Source organism: Pseudomonas sp. GOM7 (genome assembly GCF_026723825.1).
Taxonomy (GTDB): domain Bacteria; phylum Pseudomonadota; class Gammaproteobacteria; order Pseudomonadales; family Pseudomonadaceae; genus Aquipseudomonas.
This window is the reverse complement of record NZ_CP113519.1, coordinates 2,018,503-2,035,499: the sequence shown is the minus strand read 5'-3', so window position 1 is coordinate 2,035,499 and position 16,997 is coordinate 2,018,503. Positions and strand designations below refer to the sequence as shown.

Genomic DNA, 16,997 nt, shown 5'->3' with positions numbered 1-16,997 from the left:
GATTCACCCATGATGCGCCCACTGCACCTGATCGCCCTGCTGCTCTGCCTGCTCGCCCCGAGCGCCTTCGCCGACCGCCTGTACCAGGTCGAGCTGCTGGTATTCCGCCAGGGCGGCGAACCCGTGATCGCACCGAAGATCGCCCCGGACGACTGGGCTGGCGACGCCCTGCCAATCGGCGGTAGCGAACGCTCCACCGCGCTGAACGGCGAAGCAGCCAAGCTCAACCCCGGCAACGGCTACCAGCTCCTGCTGCACAAGGCCTGGAGCCAGACCCTGGGCAGCAGCCCGAGCCGCGTCTCCGTCAACAGCGGCGATGGCCAGATCGGCCACTATCCGGTCGAAGGTACGCTGAACTTCGTGCAGGAGCGCTTCACCGACCTGGATCTGGATCTGTGGATCAACCACTTCAGCGCGGACGGCCTGGTCGAGGCCAGCGAACACATGAAGGTGAGCCAGCGCCTGAAAGACAACAGCCTGACCTACCTCGACCACGGCAGCCTGGGCGCGCTCATCCGCATCAGCCCGCTCTGAGTGCATCTGCAGGTAAATGAAAAAGGGCCGCTTCGCGGCCCTTTTTCATAGCCCAAGGCTCAGCCGGCCAGCACCCGCGCCAATACCGACCTGACCGTGCCCATGCCCTGCTCCAGCACGCGCTCGATATCGGCCATGGTGATCAGGCCCGGCGCCTTGCCGGCAGCCGGATTGACCACCAGTGCCAGGCAAGCGTAAGGCAGCTCCAGCTCACGGGCCAAGGCCGCTTCGGGCATGCCGGTCATGCCCACCAGATCGCAGCCATCACGCTCCAGACGCAGGACTTCCGCTGCCGTTTCCAGGCGCGGGCCCTGGGTGCAACCGTAGACGCCATGGTCGCTGAAGGCCACGCCTTCGCCGCGCAGGGCAGTGATCAGCGCGGCGCGCAGCCCCGTATCATAGGGCTCGCTGAAGTCGATATGGGTCACCCGCTCCAGCTCACCCTCGAAGAAGGTATGGCCGCGCCCGTAGGTGTAATCGATGATCTGCTGCGGCACGCAGAAGTGGCCAGCCGGCATGGCCTGGGCAATGCCGCCGACCGCATTGACCGCGATGATCGCCTCGGCGCCGGCCTGCTTGAGTGCCCACAGATTGGCCCGATAGTTGATCTGATGCGGCGGGATACGATGTGGGTGGCCGTGACGAGCCAGAAACAGCACGGCGCGCCCACGCAGCTCGCCACGCAGGATCGGCGCCGATGGCGTGCCATGAGGCGTCTCCATGCTCAGCTCGGCCTCGATGCGCAGCCCTTCGAGCTGGGTCAGCCCGCTGCCACCGATGATGGCGTGCAGGGTCATCGCCGTCAGTCCAGCAACTGCGCGGCGCGCAGCGCAGCCATGGCCTGCGACCAGCGCGGCGAAGCGCGGTAATCGGTGCAGACGTGGCCACGCCCACGCATCCGCACCAGACGCTCGGGCGCTCGCACCCGCAAACGCTGCAGAGCACTCAGCGCCACCTCGGCGGCGGCCCGGTCATTGCACACCAGGCCCATGTCGCAACCGGCGCTCAGCGCCGCCTCGATACGCTGGCCGGCATCACCAGCCACATGCGCCCCGGCCATGGACAGGTCATCACTGAAGATCACCCCGTCGAAGCCCAGCTCGCCACGCAGGATGTCCTGCAGCCAACGGCGTGAGAAACCGGCGGGCTGATCATCCACCTCGGGGTAGATGACGTGCGCCGGCATCACCGCATCCAGCGCCCCACCGAGCAGGCGGAACGGCTGCATGTCGCAGGCACGGATCTCATCGAGGCTGCGCTCGTCGACCGGAATGGCGACATGGGAATCGGCCTCGGCCCAGCCATGCCCCGGGAAGTGCTTGCCGGTCGCCGCCATGCCGGCCTGGTGCATGCCGCGGATAAAGGCACCGGCCAGCGTGGCGGCACGCTGCGGGTCGCCGTCGAAGGCGCGACTACCGACCACCGCACTGCGCTGATGATCGAGGTCGAGCACCGGGGCGAAACTCAAGTCCAGCCCCACCGCGAGCACTTCGGTGGCCATCAGCCAGCCGCAGTGTTCGGCGAGGGTTTCGGCATTGTCGTTGTCGGCGATGGCGCGCATCGCCGGCAAGCGTACGAAGCCCTGACGCAGACGCTGCACGCGCCCACCCTCCTGATCCACCGCCAGCAACAGATCCGGGCGCACGGCGCGGATGCTCTGGCACAACTCGCGCACCTGGCGCGGTGATTCGATATTGCGAGCGAAGATGATCAGGCCGCCCACCTCGGGCTGACGCAGCATCTGGCGATCCTCGGCGGTCAGCCAGGTGCCGGCGACATCCATCATCAAAGAGCCTTGCATGGGGATATTCCTTATTGAAAGTCTTGATCTGCCGCCCACTGCGGGCATGGCGCCTCGTCGATGCGCACCCGGCAGTGCAACGGCACGCGATCGAATAGCGCCAGCATGTCGGCGTTACGCATACGCACGCAGCCATGGGACAACGGCTCACCCATGGGTTCCGTATCCGGTGTGCCGTGCAGATAGATATAGCGGCGAAAGGTGTCCACCTCGCCCAGGCGATTGCGCCCCGGCTCCAGACCGCTGAGCCAGAGAATGCGAGTCAGTATCCAGTCGCGCCCGGGAAACTGCTGGTGCAACTCGGGTGACCAGACCTCCCCGGTCCAGCGCCGCCCCCGCAGCACGGCCGCCAGCGGCAGCCCGGCGCCGATACGCGCACGCACCTGATGCAGGCCGCGCGGCGTGCAGCCACTGCCATTGCGTTCACCGGGGCCATTGAGCGCTGTGGAAACGGCAAAACGCACGAGCAGACGCCCGCCAGCAAAGCCGTAGAGCGCCTGATCAGCGAGGGAGATATGCAAGAAATCGAGATCCGCCATGCCGGCTAGCTTAGCGGATGCCTTGCGCCACGCACACCGCCGTCATGCCTTGGCCGGCACGCTCACTGGCTTGTTGCGGGGCTTGAGCTGGGCGCTTGCCAGCAGCGGATCGGCAACCCCGCTATCGGCGCGCATCCCGGCGGCCAGGAAAGGCACCATCATGCGCATGACCTGCTCGATGGAGGTGTGGACGCCGAAATCGGTCTCGGCCATGGCCCGCAGCGCCTTGATCCCGGACATGCTGAACGCCGCCGCACCCAGCATGAAGTGCACGCGCCAGAACAGCTCCAGCGGAGGGATGCGCGGTGCGGCATCGTGCACCAGCAACATGTAGCGACGGAACACCTTGCCGTAGACCTCTTCCAGGTACTTGCGCAGGTGCCCCTGGCTCTGACTGAAGGCCAAGCCGAGCAGGCGCATGAAAATGGACAGGTCATTGCCACTGCGCGGCTTCACCGCCAACGCCTGCTCCACCAGCAACTCCAGCAGCTCTTCAAGGGTCGCCGGGGCTTCACTCTTGGCCTGGCGGCGGTCGAGCTCCTTTTCCAGACTGGCACAGAAGGGGCCGAGAAAGCGCGAGAAGACCGCCTGGATCAGCGCCTTCTTCGAGCCGAAGTGGTAGTTCACCGCTGCCAGGTTGACCCCAGCCTTGCTGGTGATCAGGCGCAACGAGGTTTCGGCGAAGCCCTTTTCCGCGAACAGCTGTTCCGCAGCATCGAGAATGCGTTCAACGGTTTCCGACTGAGCCATGAATGATCACCTGACAAACACTTGTTTGAAACATACGTTTCAGCCCATCGAATTGTCAAGCCGCGCGAGCCGGATTTTGTCCGAGCAGTCACAGCATACAACAGGCAAAGACGCCCATAGCGAGCGACAAGTTACAGACCCGCGCAAGCACACTGAAATTGATGATTGCCAAGCCACGCTTACTGTATATAATCCCAGTCACTGTATAAAAAGACAGAGCCCAGCCATGCTGAAACTGACGCCACGCCAAGCTGAAATCCTTGCCTTCATCAAACGCTGCCTGGAAGACAATGGCTACCCCCCTACCCGCGCGGAAATCGCCCAGGAGCTGGGGTTCAAGTCGCCCAACGCGGCAGAAGAGCATCTCAAGGCCCTGGCCCGCAAGGGCGCCATCGAGATGACCCCAGGCGCCTCACGCGGCATCCGCATCCCCGGTTTCGAGCCTGGTGCCGCCAACGAAGACGATGGCCTGCCCGTGATCGGTCGTGTCGCTGCCGGTGCACCGATCCTCGCCCAGCAGCATGTCGAGGAATCCTGCCAGATCAACCCGGCCTTCTTTCAGCCCAGGGCCGACTATCTGCTGCGTGTGCGCGGCATGAGCATGAAGGACATCGGTATTTTCGATGGTGATCTGCTCGCCGTACACACCACCCGCGAAGCACGCAACGGCCAGATCGTCGTCGCTCGCATCGACGATGAAGTGACGGTCAAGCGTTTCAAGCGCGAGGGCAACAAGGTCTGGCTGATCGCCGAGAACCCTGAGTTCGCCCCGATCGAAGTGGATCTGGAACATCAGGATCTGGTCATCGAAGGTTTGAGTGTCGGTGTAATCCGCCGCTGAGGAAACGCCATGCAAATGCAGCAGTCGTTCGAGCGCCCACAACTCCCACTTTTCGACGCATTCCTTGCTGGCGCGTCGAGCGAGCCACTGGTTGCTGACAGCATCGCCCACAGCGAGGATGATCAGGCTTTCAGTGAATTGGCTCTGCGCGGCGCTGCCGGCCACTGCCTGCACTTGCTGGCGCCGATCCTGCGCGAGCTGAGCCAGAACCAGGACGCACGTTGGCTGACCCTGGTGGCGCCACCCGCCAGCCTCACGCAAAGCTGGCTACGCGATGCCGGGCTAAACCGCGAACGCATCCTGCTGCTGCAACCACGGCAAGGGCAAAGCGCCCTGGAGCTGGCCGAGGAAGCCCTAAAACTGGGCCGCAGCCATACCGTCATCAGCTGGCTACACCCTGTCGAACGCAGTACTCGCCAACGCCTGGTACAGGCCGCCGTTAGCGGTGGAGCGCAGAGCCTCAACATCAGCCTGGGCTGAATCAGGCTCACAAATGAAAACGGGGCTCCAATGAGCCCCGTTTGCGTTGTGTCGTAGCGCCTCAGCCTCAGTGCAGGACTCTCGGCCCTTCCTCTTCTTCGCTGCTGAAATCACCTTCGGCCATTCGACCGGCCATCTGCACTCCGACATTGAGCATGGCCTTGGCCACCTCGATATGCTGGCCCTGCAGAAAGGCCTTGGCATCGGCAGAGAAATCCAAAGTTACCAATGCCTCCTCGTCCTCTGCTCGGCGCAAGGCGATACGCCCATCGGGCAGTTCGACGATTTCCAGAAAGGATGTAGGCATGGCTCGGTCTCTTTGCAAAAAACATGAAATTGTAACAGCCGGCCCGGCTCAACCCCAGCCCACTCGTCCAGATAACGCACTCAGCACTCGCTGAGGCCTTCACGAAAACGCAGCACCAGGCCCTTGAGCTGCTGACGCCAGGCATCGATTTCATCGAGACTCAGCTCTGCAGGCTCTTCACCGACGCTGACCGCCGTGATCAAGGGCATGGCCGGGTCGACCTTGGCCTTGCGCGCCTCGCGCGGCGGCTGGAACAGCGCAGCATAGGCCGCCAGCAACTGCGCCAACCAGGTTTCGCTCTGCTGAGTCAATTCAACCAGTTCGGCCAGCTCGGGGCTGGGCGTAGCCTCTAGTACCGCCTGCTGAACGAAAGCCTCGACACGCGTGGGCGCAGCATCATGCATGCGGTAGTAACCGGCAATCTCATGGCACAGCCCCAACAAACCACCGTAGAGGTGGAACAACGCGGCCTCGCGCTCAGCCTGCACCAGCGCCTGCAAGTTGAAGGCATTGGAGGCCTCGGCCTTGCGCCAGTTGTCCAGGGCGATACCGGCGAAGAAGATCTTCTGATTGGTGCGGGTGTAGATTTCTTTGGCCATCGCGATGCCCTCCACAGCAGATCGACTCATGATACGCGCACCGGCAAAAGCCGGTGCGCATCTCGTCAGGCATTCGCCATCAATTGGCCCTCCGGCGAGCCGGCAGCACCAGCCGGCAATGAGGCCCGGTCGGCGCTCAGCCAGTGCGGACGCGCGTCAACGCTTGTCCTCGACCTTCCACTTGCCACCATCGTAGAACGCACGCCAGCCAGTCGGCTTGCCGTCCACTTCGGATTGCACGTACTGCTCCTTGGTCTTGCGGCTGTAACGAATCACTGTCGGACGGCCATCCGGGTCCTTCTGCGGCGCATCGCAGAGGAAGTGGTACTTGGGATCGATCTCGTGCTTGTGCGGAACGATCTCCAGCACCAACGGTGCACGGGTTTCACGGTTCTTGGGGAACTGGCTGGCGGCCAGAAAGAGCCCCGAGGCCCCATCGCGCAGCACGTAGGTGTCGTCCACCTTCTCGCACTTGAGCTCGGGCATGTCCACCTTGTCCATCTTCGGTGGCGCTGCTTCGCCATTCTTGAGCAGCTTGCGGGTGTTCTTGCAGCTTGGGTTGGTACAGCCGAAGAACTTGCCGAAGCGACCGGTCTTGAGCTGCATCTCGCTGCCGCACTTGTCGCATTCCAGGCTCGGGCCTTCATAGCCCTTGATGCGGTACTGGCCCTGCTCGATCTCGTAGCCGGTGCAGTCCGGGTTGTTACCGCAGATGTGCAGCTTGCGGGTTTCGTCCAGCAGGTAGGCATCCATGGCGGTGGCGCAGATCGGGCAGCGGTGCTTGCCCAGCAGTACGCGGGATTCGGACTCGCCCTCGTCGTCGGCGGCGATCTCGTCACCCGGCACCAGGTTGATGGTGGCCTTGCAGCGCTCCTTCGGCGGCAGCGCATAACCTGAGCAGCCAAGGAACACGCCGGTGGAAGCGGTGCGAATCATCATCGGCCGGCCACACTCGCGGCACGGAATGTCGGTCAGGGTCGGCTGGTTGGCGCGCATGCCGCCCTCGCCCGCCTCGGCGGCTTCGAGCTTCTTCTTGAAGTCGGCATAGAATTCGTCGAGCAGGTGCTTCCACTCGCGCTCGCCCTGAGCCACGTCGTCGAGATGCTCTTCCATGGTGGCGGTAAAGCCATAGTCCATGAGGTTGGCGAAGCTTTCGTCGAGACGCTCGGTGACGATGTCACCCATCTTCTCGGCATAGAAACGGCGGTTATGCACCGTCACGTAGCCACGATCCTGAATGGTGGAGATGATCGCCGCATAGGTGGATGGACGACCGATACCGCGTTTTTCCAGCTCCTTGACCAGGCTGGCCTCGGAGTAGCGCGCCGGTGGCTTGGTGAAGTGCTGGCTGGGGTCGAGCTTGATCAGCTTGAGGCCCTCACCTTCCTTCATTTCCGGCAGAACGTCGTCCTCGCCCGGCTTGCTCTGCTGCGGCAGCACGCGAGTGTAACCGTCGAACTTGAGGATGCGGCCCTTGGCGCGCAGCTCGAAGTCGCCAGCAGCCACGGTAACGCTGGTGGACAGGTATTCGGCTGGCGGCATCTGGCAGGCCACGAACTGGCGCCAGATCAGGTCATACAAACGCTCGGCATCGCGCTCCATGCCGGAGAGCTGGGTCGGGCGCAGGTTGACGTCGGACGGACGAATCGCTTCGTGCGCCTCCTGGGCGCCCTCCTTGCTCGAATACAGGTTGGGCTTGCCCGGCAGGTACTTGTCGCCGTACTCGCTGCCGATAAAGCCCCTGACCATATCGATTGCATCGGCCGACAGGTTGGTCGAGTCGGTACGCATATAGGTGATATAGCCGGCCTCGTAGAGCCGCTGGGCCATCATCATGGTCTTCTTCACCCCGAAGCCCAGACGATTGCTCGCTGCCTGCTGCAGGGTGGAGGTGATGAAAGGCGCCGTGGGCTTGCTGCTGGTCGGGCGATCTTCACGCTTGGCCACGCTGTAGCTGGACGCCTTGAGCTTGTCCAACGCGGCCATGGCCTGGGCTTCATTGACCGGCTTGAAGGCCGCGCCGTTCTCACGTACCACCTCGAAGCGAACCTTGGCGTTCTTCGCGGTGCCGAGGTCGGCGTGCACTTCCCAGTATTCTTCCGGGACGAAGGCACGGATTTCCTTCTCGCGCGCCACCACCAGCTTTACCGCCACCGATTGCACTCGCCCGGCGGATAGGCCCCGGGCGATCTTGGCCCACAGCAGCGGCGAGACCATGTAGCCCACCACGCGATCGAGGAAGCGCCGCGCCTGCTGGGCGTTGACGCGGTTGATGTCCAGCTCGCCGGGTTTGGAGAAGGCTTCCTGGATCGCCTTCTTGGTGATCTCGTTGAACACCACGCGCTTGTAGCGGCTGTCGTCACCACCGATGGACTCGCGCAGGTGCCAGGCGATGGCCTCCCCTTCGCGGTCCAAGTCGGTTGCGAGATAGATGGTGTCGGCATCCTTGGCCAGACGGCGCAGTTCTTCGATCACCTTTTCCTTGCCAGGCAGGATCTCGTACTTGGCCTTCCAGCCGTGTTCGGGGTCGACGCCCATGCGGGCGAACAACTGGCGCTTGGCCTTTTCCTTGGGCGACAGAGCAGGTGCTTCACTGGCGGCCTTGCCGCGCTTGGCCGGCTCCTTGCTGGCGCTTGCCGAGCCGCTGGTAGGCAGGTCACGGATGTGGCCGATGCTCGACTTCACCACGTACTGGCTGCCCAGGTACTTGTTGATGGTCTTGGCCTTGGCCGGGGATTCCACGATGACCAGCGATTTGCCCATGGATCAGAGAATTCCTAAAATTGCGAAATATAGAAGGCTGGGAGCCTTGAGGCCCCGCTATATATAGTGGCGACCAAGCGTAGGTCAAGCGCAGGGACTGCGCACTCAGACTTCCGAACTGCCGATAGGGCTGACTTCAGCCTGAATCAAAGCAAAGCGTGGAACGCGCTTGCCGTCCATCTCCACCTCTTCGCAGAACATGCTGAGCGGCCTGACCCACAGGCCGAACTCGCCGTACAGCGCCTGATAGACCACCACCTCTTCCTCGTTTTCGGAATGGCGCGCCACGCCGAATACGCGGTAGTGCGGGCCTTTGTAGTGGCGATAGAGTCCTGGCTGCAACTGCATGAGCGGTTCCCGATATAAAAAGCCGTAAAAAGCAAAACCGGGGCACTGGGCCCCGGTTTGTGTCCACCAGCGCTTAAACGCGCTCGAAGACGGTGGTGATGCCTTGGCCAAGGCCCACGCACATGGTGGAGACACCCAGAGTGCCACCGTTCTGCTTCATGACGTTGAGCAGGGTACCGGAGATACGGGCCCCGGAACAACCGAAGGGGTGACCCAGGGCGATCGCGCCGCCGTGCAGGTTGACCTTCTCGTCCATCTTGTCGAGCAGTTTCAGATCCTTCAGCACCGGCAGGGCCTGGGCGGCGAAGGCTTCGTTGAGCTCGACGAAGTCGATATCAGCCATGCTCAGACCGGCGCGCTTGAGCGCCTTCTGGGTGGACGGCACCGGGCCGTAACCCATGATCGCCGGATCCACACCGGCCACGGCCATGGCGCGAACCACGGCCATCGGCTGGATACCCAGATCCTGAGCACGCTGGGCGCTCATGACAATCATGCAGGACGCACCGTCGGTGATCTGCGAGGACGTACCCGCCGTCACGGTGCCGCCTTTCGGGTTGAACGCCGGCTTGAGGTTGGCCAGGCTTTCCAGGGTGGTTTCCGGACGGATGGTCTCGTCGTAGTCGAACACCTTGAGGAAGCCGTTTTCGTCATAGCCTTGCATCGGGATGATTTCATCCTTGAACTTGCCTTCGACGGTGGCCTTGTGCGCCAGGCGGTGCGAACGCTCACCGAAGGCGTCCTGCGCCTCACGGGTGATACCGTGCATCTTGCCCAGCATCTCGGCGGTCAGGCCCATCATGCCGGAGGCCTTGGCGGCGTACAGCGACAGGTGCGGGTTGGGGTCGACGCCGTGCATCATGCCAACGTGGCCCATGTGCTCCACGCCACCGACGACGAAGACGTCGCCGTTGCCGGTCTGGATCGCCTGCACGGCAGTGTGCAGGGCGCTCATGGACGAACCGCACAGGCGGCTGACGGTCTGGCCGGCGCTGGTGTGCGGGATCTGGGTCATCAGCGACGCCATGCGCGCGATGTTCCAGCCCTGCTCCAGGGTCTGGTTGACGCAGCCCCAGATCACGTCCTCGACTTCCGCCGGGTCGACCTTGGCGTTGCGCTCCAGCAGTTTGCTGATCAGGTGCGCGGACATGGTCTCGGCGCGGGTGTTGCGGTGCATGCCGCCCTTGGAACGACCCATCGGGGTACGACCGAAGTCGACGATCACTGCATCTCTAGGATTCAGGCTCATATTTCTACTCTCGCTCTGTTCGCTGCGCGATTAACCGAAGAACTTCTGGCCCTTGGCGGCCATTTCGCGAAGTTTGGCGGTCGGGTGGTACAGGGCGCCCAGCTCGGCGTACTTGTCGGCCAGGGCGACGAACTCGGCCACACCGATCGAATCGATGTAGCGCAGCGCACCACCGCGGAAGGGGGGGAAGCCGATGCCGTAGATCAGGCCCATGTCGGCCTCGGCCGCAGTATCGACGATGCCGTCTTCCAGGCAGCGAACGGTTTCCAGACACAGCGGGATCATCATGAAGTTGATGATGTCTTCGTCTGTGACTTCGCGCTCTTCGACCACGATGGACTTGAGCAGCTCGTAGGCGGCCGGGTCGGAGACCTTCTTCGGCTTGCCGCGCTTGTCAGTCTCGTAGGCGTAGAAGCCCTTGCCGTTCTTCTGGCCCAGGCGATTGGCCTCGTACATCACGTCGACGGCGGTCTTGCCTTCCACGGTCATGCGATCCGGGAAGCCTTCGGCCATCACGTCACGGCCGTGGTGGCCGGTGTCGATGCCCACCACATCGGAGAGATAGGCCGGGCCCATGGGCCAGCCGAACTTCTCCATCACCCGGTCGATGCGCACGAAGTCGACACCGAAGCCCAGCAGCTTGGAGAAACCACCGAAGTACGGGAACAGCACGCGGTTGACCAGGAAGCCCGGGCAGTCGTTGACCACGATCGGGTTCTTGCCCATTTTCTTGGCGTAGGCCACGGTGGTGGACACGGCCACGTCGCTGGACTTCTCGCCACGGATGACTTCCACCAGCGGCATCATGTGCACCGGGTTGAAGAAGTGCATGCCGACGAAGTTCTCGGGGCGCTTGAGGGCCTGAGCCAGGTAGGTGATGGAGATGGTCGAGGTGTTGGACGCGATGATCGCGTCCTCACGCACATGGCCTTCCACCTCGGCCAGCACGGCGTGCTTGACCTTGGGGTTCTCGACCACGGCCTCGACCACGATGTCGACGTTGCCGAAATCGCCGTAGGACATGGTCGGGCGGATGGCGTTGAGCGCCTCGGCCATCTTCGCCGGGGTCATGCGGCCCTTCTCGACGCGCTTGCCGAGCAGCTTGGACGCCTCGTCCAAGCCCATCTGGATACCCTCTTCGCGGATATCCTTCATCAGGATCGGGGTGCCCTTGGAGGCCGACTGGTAGGCGATGCCGCCCCCCATGATGCCGGCGCCGAGCACGGCGGCCAGTTTCACGTCACGGGCAATCTCGTCGTGCTGCTTGGCCTTCTTCTTCAGTTCCTGATCGTTGAGGAACAGGCCGATCAGGCTCTCGGCGACCGAGGTCTTGGCCAGCTTGACGAAGCCGGCGGCCTCGACTTCCAGCGCCTTGTCACGACCGAAGTTGGCGGCCTTCTGGATGCTCTTGATGGCTTCGACCGGAGCCGGGTAGTTCGGGCCGGCCTGGCCAGCGACGAAGCCCTTGGCAGTCTCGAAGCACATCATCTGCTCGATGGCGTTGAGCTTGAGCTTTTCCAGCTTGGGCTGACGCTTGGCCTTGAAGTCCAGCTCGCCGGAGATGGCGCGCTTGACCAGATCCAGCGCGGCATCCTTGAGTTTGTCCGGAGCGACCACGGCATCAACGGCGCCAACTTTCAACGCGTCTTCAGCACGGTTTTCCTTGCCGGAAGCGATCCACTCGACAGCGTTGTCGGTACCGATCAGGCGCGGCAGACGCACGGTGCCACCGAAGCCCGGGTAGATGCCCAGCTTGACTTCCGGCAGGCCGATCTTGGCGGTGGCGCTCATCACGCGGTAGTCAGCGGCCAGGCACATCTCCAGGCCGCCGCCGAGGGCGATGCCGTTGATGGCGACCACGGTCGGTACGCCGAGGTCTTCGAAATCGCTAAAGATCTTGTTGGCTTCGAGGTTGCCCGCCACCAGCTCTTCGTCGGGCAGCTTGAAGTTGTCGACGAATTCGGTGATGTCGGCACCGACGATGAACACGTCCTTGCCACTGGTGACAATCACGCCCTTGATCGAACCGTCGGCCTTGATCGCGTCGACGGAGGCGCGCAGCTCGTTCAGGGTAAGGCGGTTGAATTTGTTGACGGACTCACCCTTGAGGTCGAAATTCAATTCGACGATGCCGCTCTCAAGAGCCTTAACCGTGATGGCTTTACCTTCGTAAATCATCAACTGATCTCCACGGTATGGAAGCTGAACAGTACACATCGGAGCCAACCGCCAGGCCAGCTCGCGGCAGGGCCGTTCGAGCATAGCCCCAATCGGTACGACACACCCGCCGACGCGATGTTCGGGCTGTAGCGGCGCGCCTTACCAGGCAAACGCTCAATTCATACGCCCGTTTGATTTGGGTGTGCACACCTTCGGGGAAAAGCCCGAACTTGTCAATTGGCCTCGTTGCAAAGGCTTTTTTCAGTTTAGACACGCCCCAGACTGGTGCATTCACTGCTTCCGCTACCTCCGCCCCTCAAGGTGCCTAGCCAAACGCCCAGGCTTGCGAGTACATTCGCCTCTCGTTCGCCCATGCCCACGTGAACACAACAAATCGAGCCCCTCGATGGGCCAGACGGAGCTTCACGATGTCGAGCCGCGGTAAGCTTGCATTGCCCTTGAGCACCCTGCTCACCCTCATCCTCAGCACCTTGCTAGCGGCCTCGTCGTTCGCGAGCCCCGCCGATGACCTGCTGCAGCTTCAGCAGATGCGCCTGGCCGCGCAGAAGAGCCTGAGCGATTTCTACATGTACAACGCCATGGAAGGGGATCAACGTTACGCGCGTATGATCAACGATGCGGCGCAGCGGGCACAGACACGGCTCGAAGGCCTGGCCGCTCAGCCGGGAGAGGTTGCGAAGGCGCTGCAGGGCAAGCTGCAACAGCAATGGCAGGACTACCGCGACAGGTTGCAACAATTGATGGCGACCATGCAGAAACAGGGTTTCACCGACCTGCAACCCATCGCCGCCCTGGCCAAGAGCAACGAACGCCTGATGGAACTCAGCCAGGAGCTGTACCAGACGATCCAGCAGGAAAGCGGCCAGAACGTACCGACGCTCACCCAGCGCAGCCGTGAACAGAGCTTGCTGATGCAGAACATCGCCCTGGACTACGCTTCGCGCAGCGCTTCGATCGGTGGCAGTTTCTTCGGCGGCGGCGAGGAGCGCGCCATCGACGAGCAGGTACGGGAGTTCGCCAGCGGCCTCGACGCCCTGGCCCAGGCACCACAGAACACCCCCGAGATCACCACGGCCATTGGTAATATCGTCACCAAGTTCCGCTATATCGAGAAATCCCTGCTGAACTACAACCAGAACACCGTACCCTTCCTAATCAACAAGTATTCCGACAGCATCATCGACGGCCTGGAAGAGGTCGCGGCCCTGTATGCCGCGCACCAGCTTTGATGCCCTCCCCGTTTCCGGCCTGCCTGGCCTTGCCACCGCCCGGTGCTTGCATCGGGCTTTTCTTTGGGACACGAGCAGGCATCCAGGGCCATACTGGATGCGAAGCGGTTTTTATCCTCAGGAGGACTTCACCATGCCCTACCAACATATCCTGGTCGCCGTCGACCTCACCGAGGAATGCGACCCGGTGGTGAGCCGCGCGCGCAAGCTGGCACAGGCCAGCGGCGCGAAGATGTCCGTGGTGCATATCGTCGAGCCCATGGCCATGGCCTTTGGCGGTGACGTACCGATGGATCTGTCGATGCTGCAACAACAGCAGTTCGAGCAAGCCCGCGAACGCCTGGACGCATTCAGCGGCAAATACCCGGAAATCACCGATGACCGCCGGCATCTGGCCTATGGTCAGCCGCGCCAGGAGATCCACCGCCTGGCCGAGGAACAAGGCTGCGACCTGATCGTGGTCGGCAGCCATGGACGCCATGGCCTGGCTCTGCTGCTGGGCTCCACCGCCAACGACGTGCTGCACGGTGCCCCCTGCGACGTGCTCGCCGTGCGCCTGAAGAAAACCGACTGATAGCTGCCCGCTCTGCCCGATGCGCCAGCGCCTGGCGCATCGGGCAGGCCCTCAGTCGAAGGCTTCGCCCGCGCTCATGACCAGGGGGCGAATCTTCTGTAGCTGGGTTTCCAGGGTCACCGTCATGCTCGATGACAGCGAGAAGAAGGTGAGGAAGGCCTTGAGGTTGGAGTCGCCTTCACAGGTATCGTGAATGCGCTGCCAGAACGCCTGGTTGACCAGCTTGAGTTGCTGGAAATGCCGCACCAGGCCTTTCAGCTCCCAATCTGCCAGACGCCCTTCACGCATGTTGAAGTACTGCCGCGTGAGGTACAGCGACACCGCCCGCAGGATGAACTCCTGGTTGCTGGCAAAGGGCAGATGGTGCTGCGCCATCGGCCTAAGGCGCCCCAGCACCGGGCAGGCGCTGGTGGCCATGATCACCCCCAGCAGCGCCCGCAGTCCTTCTTCCAGGCCCAGGTTCTTGCTGTACTCACGTTCGGGGGTACGTACCCACACGCCAACCTTCTTGAAGGCGGGCAGGCCATGGAAGTCCTCGATGACGCGATGCAGGTCGACCGCTGCCGGGCAGTGGCTGAACTGCTCTCGGCTCAATGGACAGTTGCTGCATTGCTGATGCTCGAGGCGGGTCCAAGCTGGCGTGCGTTGCGCCAGCTCCGGGTCATACTCGCGATTCAGCTCGATCCGGTAGCTGAACTGATGTTCGTCATCCAGGGTGATGCGGTATTCGATGGCCATTGCACATTCGTTCCTTCGTCAGCCTTCCAGCTCTGCCCAGCGCTCGAGCAACGCGTCCATTTCCTTCTGCAAGTCGTCGAGGCGCGCCAATACCTGCGTCGTGGTCTGCACCGGTTGCTGGTAAAAGGCAGGATCAGACACCTGCGCCTGCACCGCCGCCATTTCCTGCTCCAGGGCATCGATCTGCCCCGGGATCGCTTCCAGCTCGCGCTGCAGCTTGTAGCTTAGTTTCTTCTTCGCCGGCTCGGCGCTCTCCTGCACGGGCGCCGCAGCCGCCGGAGTCGGCGACTCGACGATGGCCGTGGCCAGCTCGGCCTTGCCGGACTTGCTCTCGCCAACCCCGAGCAGACGCGGTGAACCGCCCTGGCGCAGCCAGTCCTGGTAACCACCGACGTACTCGCGCACCTTGCCCTCGCCCTCGAACACCAGGGTGCTGGTCACCACGTTGTCGAGGAAAGCACGGTCGTGGCTGACCATCAGCACGGTGCCAGGGAAATTGAGCAGGACTTCTTCGAGCAGTTCCAGGGTTTCCACATCGAGATCGTTGGTCGGTTCGTCCAGCACCAGCAGGTTAGCCGGTTTGCTGAACAGCTTGGCCAGCAACAGGCGTGCCCGCTCGCCACCGGACAAGGCCTTGACCGGGGTACGTGCGCGCTGCGGGCTGAACAGGAAGTCGCCCAGGTAACTCAGCACGTGGCGACTCTGGCCATCGATGCTGATGAAGTCGCGGCCCTCGGCGATGTTGTCGATCACCGTCTTTTCCGGCTCGAGCTGGTGACGCAATTGGTCGAAATAGGCCACTTCCAGCTTGGTGCCCACCTCGATGCTGCCGCTGCTAGGTTGCAGGTCACCGAGCAGCAACTTGAGCAACGAGGTCTTACCGGTGCCGTTGGCACCGAGCAGGCCGATACGGTCGCCGCGCTGCAGCACCATGGAAAAATCCTTGACCAGCCAAGGGCCGCCGGGGTGGGCGAAACTGACGTTCTCGGCCACCATCACCTGCTTGCCGGACTTGTCCGCTGTCTCCAATTGAATATTCGCCTTGCCCTGGCGCTCGCGACGTTCGGCGCGCTCGGCGCGCATGGCCTTGAGCGCCCGCACGCGACCTTCGTTACGGGTACGGCGGGCCTTGATGCCCTGACGGATCCACACCTCTTCCTGCGCCAGGCGCTTGTCGAACAGCGCATTGGCGGTCTCCTCGGCGGCGAGCTGCTGCTCCTTGTGCACCAGGAAACTGGCGTAGTCGCCGTTCCAGTCGATCAGCCCCCCGCGATCCAGCTCGAGGATGCGCGTGGCCAGGTTCTGCAGGAAGGAACGGTCGTGGGTGATGAACAGCACGGCGCCGCCGAAATCCTTCAGCGCCTCTTCCAGCCAGGCGATGGCACCGATGTCCAGGTGGTTGGTGGGCTCGTCGAGCAACAGCAGATCCGGCTCGGATACCAATGCCTGTGCCAGCAGCACGCGGCGGCGCCAGCCACCGGAAAGCTCGGCCAGGGTCTTGTCGGCCGGTAACTGCAGGCGGCTCAGGGTGCTGTCCACCAGTTGCTGCAGGCGCCAGCCATCCTTGGCTTCCAATTCCTGCTGCACGTGCATCAGCTGTTCGAGATCGTCGTCGCCCTGGATGTTCTGCGCCAAGTGGTGATAGCGGGCCAGCAGCTCACCGACACCGGCCAGGCCTTCAGCCACCACGTCGAACACCGTACGCTCGTCGGCACGTGGCAGCTCCTGCGGCAATTCGCCGATCTTCAACCCCGGGGCGCGCCAGATTTCGCCGTCATCGGGCATCTGATCACCCTTGACCAGGCGCAGCATGCTCGATTTGCCGGTGCCGTTACGGCCGATGATGCACACCCGCTCGCCCCGGGCGATCTGCCAGGAAACCCCATCGAGCAGGGGCATGGCGCCATAGGCGAGGGAAACATCGGCGAACTTGAGCAGGGTCATGGGCATCTCCAAAAACAGGCCGGGCATTCTACCCGAGTTGGCGGGCGGCTGTTTCCGTTTCGACGAGCGCCGCGTTGCTGCGAGAAACGGCAACAGCCCCTAGTCTGTCGGGGCATTCGT

At 62.9% G+C, this 16,997-nt stretch carries 17 protein-coding genes; 5 read left to right on the top strand and 12 right to left on the bottom strand.

Translation table 11 applies throughout. The annotated features are described in order from the left end of the window. Window positions 1-12 precede the first annotated feature (12 nt). Window positions 13-534: a CsiV family protein gene (locus OU800_RS09220; RefSeq protein ID WP_442964769.1), complete on the top strand. Its 522-nt coding sequence runs from the start codon at window positions 13-15 to the stop codon at window positions 532-534. 59 nt (window positions 535-593) lie between these two features. Here the strand turns inward: OU800_RS09220 and OU800_RS09215 are convergent, their stop codons facing one another. The 4 genes from OU800_RS09215 to OU800_RS09200 are packed head-to-tail and all read right to left on the bottom strand — an operon-like array spanning window position 594 to window position 3,624. Further along, complete coding sequence (locus tag OU800_RS09215) at window positions 594-1,331, bottom strand: S-methyl-5'-thioinosine phosphorylase (protein ID WP_268183119.1); 738 nt, start codon at window positions 1,329-1,331, stop codon at window positions 594-596. A gap of 5 nt (window positions 1,332-1,336) precedes the next feature. After that, a complete protein-coding gene (nagZ, locus tag OU800_RS09210; RefSeq protein ID WP_268183116.1) occupies window positions 1,337-2,335 on the bottom strand; it encodes a beta-N-acetylhexosaminidase in 999 nt (332 codons plus the stop codon). 11 nt (window positions 2,336-2,346) lie between these two features. After that, window positions 2,347-2,874 carry a L,D-transpeptidase gene (locus tag OU800_RS09205; RefSeq protein WP_268183114.1) on the bottom strand — a complete coding sequence of 176 codons (528 nt, stop codon included), beginning with the start codon at window positions 2,872-2,874 and terminating at the stop codon, window positions 2,347-2,349. 42 nt (window positions 2,875-2,916) lie between these two features. Beyond that, window positions 2,917-3,624, bottom strand: coding sequence for a TetR/AcrR family transcriptional regulator (locus OU800_RS09200; protein WP_268183112.1), 708 nt, complete (start codon window positions 3,622-3,624; stop codon window positions 2,917-2,919). Window positions 3,625-3,850: 226 nt separating this feature from the next. On the opposite strand from OU800_RS09200, the gene lexA reads away from it, so the two are divergent. Next, window positions 3,851-4,465 (top strand): transcriptional repressor LexA, encoded by a 615-nt coding sequence (gene lexA, locus OU800_RS09195; RefSeq protein WP_268183109.1) that lies wholly within the window; start codon window positions 3,851-3,853, stop codon window positions 4,463-4,465. Window positions 4,466-4,474: 9 nt separating this feature from the next. Further along, entirely contained in the window at window positions 4,475-4,945 is a 471-nt protein-coding gene (sulA, locus tag OU800_RS09190; RefSeq protein ID WP_268183107.1) for an SOS-induced cell division inhibitor SulA, read from the top strand. A gap of 67 nt (window positions 4,946-5,012) precedes the next feature. Here sulA and OU800_RS09185 read toward each other — a convergent pair whose 3' ends face one another. From OU800_RS09185 to fadB, 6 genes are all read right to left on the bottom strand, one after another. Continuing rightward, window positions 5,013-5,252, bottom strand: a complete 240-nt coding sequence (locus OU800_RS09185; RefSeq protein WP_024307543.1) for a hypothetical protein — start codon at window positions 5,250-5,252, stop codon at window positions 5,013-5,015. An 80-nt stretch (window positions 5,253-5,332) separates the two neighbouring features. Further along, window positions 5,333-5,851, bottom strand: a complete 519-nt coding sequence (locus tag OU800_RS09180) for a DUF6586 family protein (RefSeq protein WP_268184250.1) — start codon at window positions 5,849-5,851, stop codon at window positions 5,333-5,335. 156 nt (window positions 5,852-6,007) lie between these two features. Beyond that, window positions 6,008-8,614, bottom strand: coding sequence for a type I DNA topoisomerase (gene topA, locus OU800_RS09175; protein WP_268183104.1), 2,607 nt, complete (start codon window positions 8,612-8,614; stop codon window positions 6,008-6,010). Window positions 8,615-8,719: 105 nt separating this feature from the next. Beyond that, window positions 8,720-8,962 (bottom strand): DUF1653 domain-containing protein, encoded by a 243-nt coding sequence (locus tag OU800_RS09170; protein WP_268183101.1) that lies wholly within the window; start codon window positions 8,960-8,962, stop codon window positions 8,720-8,722. Between the two features lie 73 nt (window positions 8,963-9,035). Next, complete coding sequence (gene fadA, locus OU800_RS09165) at window positions 9,036-10,211, bottom strand: acetyl-CoA C-acyltransferase FadA (protein ID WP_268183099.1); 1,176 nt, start codon at window positions 10,209-10,211, stop codon at window positions 9,036-9,038. A 30-nt stretch (window positions 10,212-10,241) separates the two neighbouring features. Continuing rightward, window positions 10,242-12,389: a fatty acid oxidation complex subunit alpha FadB gene (gene fadB, locus OU800_RS09160; RefSeq protein ID WP_268183097.1), complete on the bottom strand. Its 2,148-nt coding sequence runs from the start codon at window positions 12,387-12,389 to the stop codon at window positions 10,242-10,244. Window positions 12,390-12,799: 410 nt separating this feature from the next. Between fadB and OU800_RS09155 the strand changes: the two genes are divergently transcribed. After that, window positions 12,800-13,621, top strand: a complete 822-nt coding sequence (locus tag OU800_RS09155; RefSeq protein WP_268183096.1) for a hypothetical protein — start codon at window positions 12,800-12,802, stop codon at window positions 13,619-13,621. Between the two features lie 133 nt (window positions 13,622-13,754). Then, window positions 13,755-14,195, top strand: coding sequence for a universal stress protein (locus tag OU800_RS09150; RefSeq protein ID WP_268183094.1), 441 nt, complete (start codon window positions 13,755-13,757; stop codon window positions 14,193-14,195). A gap of 51 nt (window positions 14,196-14,246) precedes the next feature. Here OU800_RS09150 and OU800_RS09145 read toward each other — a convergent pair whose 3' ends face one another. Beyond that, window positions 14,247-14,933: a DUF6901 family protein gene (locus OU800_RS09145; RefSeq protein ID WP_268183092.1), complete on the bottom strand. Its 687-nt coding sequence runs from the start codon at window positions 14,931-14,933 to the stop codon at window positions 14,247-14,249. 18 nt (window positions 14,934-14,951) lie between these two features. After that, complete coding sequence (locus OU800_RS09140) at window positions 14,952-16,877, bottom strand: ATP-binding cassette domain-containing protein (RefSeq protein ID WP_268183091.1); 1,926 nt, start codon at window positions 16,875-16,877, stop codon at window positions 14,952-14,954. Window positions 16,878-16,997: the final 120 nt, after the last annotated feature.

Coding starts and splice junctions, on each gene's coding strand:
- OU800_RS09220 (WP_442964769.1), top strand. CDS start 13: ATGCGCCCACTGCACCTGATCGCCCTGCTGCTCTGCCTGCTCGCCCCG.
- OU800_RS09215 (WP_268183119.1), bottom strand. CDS start 1,331: ATGACCCTGCACGCCATCATCGGTGGCAGCGGGCTGACCCAGCTCGAA.
- nagZ (WP_268183116.1), bottom strand. CDS start 2,335: ATGCAAGGCTCTTTGATGATGGATGTCGCCGGCACCTGGCTGACCGCC.
- OU800_RS09205 (WP_268183114.1), bottom strand. CDS start 2,874: ATGGCGGATCTCGATTTCTTGCATATCTCCCTCGCTGATCAGGCGCTC.
- OU800_RS09200 (WP_268183112.1), bottom strand. CDS start 3,624: ATGGCTCAGTCGGAAACCGTTGAACGCATTCTCGATGCTGCGGAACAG.
- lexA (WP_268183109.1), top strand. CDS start 3,851: ATGCTGAAACTGACGCCACGCCAAGCTGAAATCCTTGCCTTCATCAAA.
- sulA (WP_268183107.1), top strand. CDS start 4,475: ATGCAAATGCAGCAGTCGTTCGAGCGCCCACAACTCCCACTTTTCGAC.
- OU800_RS09185 (WP_024307543.1), bottom strand. CDS start 5,252: ATGCCTACATCCTTTCTGGAAATCGTCGAACTGCCCGATGGGCGTATC.
- OU800_RS09180 (WP_268184250.1), bottom strand. CDS start 5,851: ATGGCCAAAGAAATCTACACCCGCACCAATCAGAAGATCTTCTTCGCC.
- topA (WP_268183104.1), bottom strand. CDS start 8,614: ATGGGCAAATCGCTGGTCATCGTGGAATCCCCGGCCAAGGCCAAGACC.
- OU800_RS09170 (WP_268183101.1), bottom strand. CDS start 8,962: ATGCAGTTGCAGCCAGGACTCTATCGCCACTACAAAGGCCCGCACTAC.
- fadA (WP_268183099.1), bottom strand. CDS start 10,211: ATGAGCCTGAATCCTAGAGATGCAGTGATCGTCGACTTCGGTCGTACC.
- fadB (WP_268183097.1), bottom strand. CDS start 12,389: ATGATTTACGAAGGTAAAGCCATCACGGTTAAGGCTCTTGAGAGCGGC.
- OU800_RS09155 (WP_268183096.1), top strand. CDS start 12,800: ATGTCGAGCCGCGGTAAGCTTGCATTGCCCTTGAGCACCCTGCTCACC.
- OU800_RS09150 (WP_268183094.1), top strand. CDS start 13,755: ATGCCCTACCAACATATCCTGGTCGCCGTCGACCTCACCGAGGAATGC.
- OU800_RS09145 (WP_268183092.1), bottom strand. CDS start 14,933: ATGGCCATCGAATACCGCATCACCCTGGATGACGAACATCAGTTCAGC.
- OU800_RS09140 (WP_268183091.1), bottom strand. CDS start 16,877: ATGACCCTGCTCAAGTTCGCCGATGTTTCCCTCGCCTATGGCGCCATG.